3 protein-coding genes and 2 pseudogenes are annotated in these 2,992 nt (G+C 63.4%); all 5 read left to right on the forward strand.

Annotation, left to right across the window (positions count from 1 at the left end):
- A partial coding sequence (locus tag E5W70_RS31655; RefSeq protein ID WP_292665204.1) for a Holliday junction DNA helicase RuvB C-terminal domain-containing protein occupies positions 1–485 on the forward strand: 485 nt, incomplete at its 5' end.
- 124 nt (positions 486–609) lie between these two features.
- A pseudogene (gene ybgC, locus E5W70_RS31660) lies at positions 610–1,079 on the forward strand (tol-pal system-associated acyl-CoA thioesterase).
- A gap of 296 nt (positions 1,080–1,375) precedes the next feature.
- A complete protein-coding gene (tolQ, locus tag E5W70_RS31665) occupies positions 1,376–2,086 on the forward strand; it encodes a protein TolQ (protein WP_292665206.1) in 711 nt (236 codons plus the stop codon).
- 9 nt (positions 2,087–2,095) lie between these two features.
- Positions 2,096–2,554, forward strand: a complete 459-nt coding sequence (tolR, locus tag E5W70_RS31670) for a protein TolR (RefSeq protein ID WP_292665208.1) — start codon at positions 2,096–2,098, stop codon at positions 2,552–2,554.
- Positions 2,555–2,561: 7 nt separating this feature from the next.
- Positions 2,562–2,992 (forward strand): annotated as a pseudogene (locus E5W70_RS31675) (hypothetical protein); the annotation flags it as partial.

Consider the following 2,992-nt stretch of genomic DNA (forward strand, 5'->3'; position numbering starts at 1 on the left):
AACTCGAGCAGATCGTGCGGCGCGGCGCCCGCATCCTTGCCATGCCGCTCGGCGACGACGGTGCTTTGGAGATCGCCCGGCGGGCGCGCGGCACGCCGCGCATCGCCGGCCGGCTGTTGCGCCGGGTGCGCGACTTTGCCAGCGTTGCCGGCGACGGCCATGTCGACCGCGAGATCGCCGACGAGGCGCTGACGCGGCTGGAGGTCGACGGGCTCGGCCTCGACGCGCTCGACCGCCGTTATCTCCAGATGATCGCCCGGAATTTCGGCGGCGGGCCGGTCGGCATCGAGACAATCGCTGCCGGGCTTTCCGAGCCACGCGACGCCATCGAGGACATCATCGAACCCTTTCTGATCCAGCAAGGCTTCATCATGCGCACCCCGCGCGGCCGCGTGCTGGCGGCCAATGCCTGGCGGCATCTCGGCCTCGACGCGCCGAAGGACCTGGCGCAGCAGCAGATCAGCCTGTTCCAGGAAGAACCGTAAGTTCCGCTGCTTATGGCTTCGGTGCTGGCAGTTCCCTTGTCCTCCAGGTCTTGATCATCGCCGGTCTATGCGCAAAACAGGTGGTGTCAAAACAGATGCTCGTCGGGACCAAAAGGACAGCGCAATGGACGATCATGGTGAATCGGCATTGTCCGCCGGGCTTTCCGGCGCGCTGACGGAATTCGGCCATCGATTGATGGCGCGGGTTTATATGCCGACACCGATTTCTCCGGCGTCGTCTACCACGCGCGCTATCTCGAATTCTTCGAGCGCGGCCGTTCCGATTATCTGCGGCTGGCCGGCGTCCACCACACCGAGCTTGCCGACGGCAAGCATGGCGAGAAAATAGTCTGGGTGGTGCGGCGCATGGAGATCAATTTCCGCGGTTCGGCCCGCATGGACGACATCCTGACCATCGATACGCGCACCGACGAGATTTCCGGCGCGCGCATCGTCATGGCGCAGCAGTTGAAACGCGGCAGCGAGGTGCTGGTCGAGGTGCGGGTCGAAGCGGCGATCGTCGGCGAGAACGGCCGGCCGCGGCGCTTTCCCAAGGACTGGATCGCAGCCTTCATGCCCAGAACGCGCAAATAAGGGGCAGAGGCGGATGATCCCGGAGCTCCCGGTTAGGGGCTACGATCGCCGGGCAGCTCGTCGGGGCGCGGCAATGCGCCGCGCTGTACGTCCTAACCCATCCTTAACCATAACGGTCCATGAAGGGATTGGTTAAGATTGGGAGAATCCAAGCGCCTTCCTTTCACCAATATTTGCCCCGAAAAGGCCGCCAACGGTGCATTTGGGGTTATTCCGCAAGCTTCACGCGAACGGACCACAAGGGATGCCCATGGGCCAGCCGCCAGCCACGCCCGGAAAATCTTTAAGGACGTAACATGGAAAACATCGCTCTCGCCGACCCGGGCGCGCATTTATCGATTTGGGCCTTGTTCATGCAGGCCGGTTGGGTGGTCAAGCTGGTCATGATCGGGCTGCTTGGCGCCTCGATCTGGACCTGGGCGATCATCGTCGACAAGCTCGTCGCCTATGCCCGCATGCGGCTGGCGCTCAATCGCTTCGAACAGGTGTTCTGGTCGGGACAGTCGCTGGAAGAGCTTTACCGCACGCTCGCCGACCGCAAGACAACCGGCATGAGCGCGATCTTCGTCGCCGCCATGCGCGAATGGAAGAAAAGCTTCGAGAAGGGCGCGAAATCGCCGCTCGGCCTGCAGACCCGCATCGACAAGGCGATGGACCTGGCGTTGACCCGCGAAATGGAAAAGCTGGAAGGGCGGCTCGGCTTTCTCGCCACCACCGGCTCGGCGGCGCCCTTCATCGGCCTGTTCGGCACGGTTATCGGCATCATGACCTCGTTCCAGGCGATCGCCGCCTCGAAGAACACCAGCCTGTCGGTGGTCGCGCCCGGCATCGCCGAGGCGCTGCTGGCGACGGCCATCGGCCTACTCGCCGCCATCCCGGCCGTCATCGCCTATAACAAGCTGTCGTCGGACGCGAGCAAGATCGCGGTGCGCATGGAAGGGTTCGCGGATGAGTTCTCCGCCATACTCTCGCGCCAAATCGATGAAAAAGTCGCGCAGAAGGCCTGAGGAACGATCATGGGAATGTCCGTAAGCGCAGGTGGCGGAGGACGCGGCGGGCGCGGCCACAGGCGGCGCGGCCGCCATCACGCCTTGATATCGGAGATCAACGTCACGCCGATGGTCGACGTGATGCTGGTGCTTTTGATCATCTTCATGGTCGCGGCGCCGTTGCTGACGGTCGGCGTGCCGATCGACCTGCCAGATACGCAAGCCAAGGCGATGAACGCCGATACGCAGCCTATAACCGTCTCGATCAACTCGGCCGGTCAGATCTACCTGCAGGAAACGGAGATCCCGATCGAGGAGCTGGTGGCCAAGCTGCAGGCGATCTCGAAGACCGGCTATGACGAGCGCATTTTCATCAGGGGTGACAAGTCCACCGACTATGGCACTGCCATGAAGGTGATGGCCCGCGTCTCGGCTGCCGGCTACAAGAATATCGGCCTGGTTTCACTGCAGGAACAGGATCAGTAGACGCAAGATGAGGACCGGCCTCACCACATCGGTGATCTTGCATACGGTGGCGATTGCCTTCGGGCTGTTCACGTTGTCCTCGCCGCCCGCGATGCCTGCGTCCGATGCGGAATCGGTGTCGGTCGAGATCGTGCCGATGGAAGCGACGGCGCAGGTCCTGCAAGGCGACAAGAAGTCTGTGATGCACGACAAGCCGGCGCCGGTACCGACGCAGCGTCCCGACATCGTTCCCGATGCCCAGAAAGTCGGCGATAACAGCGTCGACACCGACAAGCCGCCGACACCTGAGCCCAAGCCCCAGCCAGTCGATATGACGGCGGCTCCGCCACCCGCGCCGACGCCGGTCGAAAAGCCCAAGCCCGAGGACGTGCCGAAGCCGAAGGAAGAGCCGAAGCCTATTCCCGCTACGGAGGTAGCGCCGGTGCCGCAGCCGAAGGA

Source organism: Mesorhizobium sp., assembly GCF_005063415.1.
Classification (GTDB): Bacteria; Pseudomonadota; Alphaproteobacteria; order Rhizobiales; family Rhizobiaceae; genus Mesorhizobium.

What these genes read in the sequence shown, in the direction of transcription:
- tolQ (WP_292665206.1), top strand. Translation starts at nt 1,376, where the DNA reads ATGGAAAACATCGCTCTCGCCGACCCGGGCGCGCATTTATCGATTTGG.
- tolR (WP_292665208.1), top strand. Translation starts at nt 2,096, where the DNA reads ATGGGAATGTCCGTAAGCGCAGGTGGCGGAGGACGCGGCGGGCGCGGC.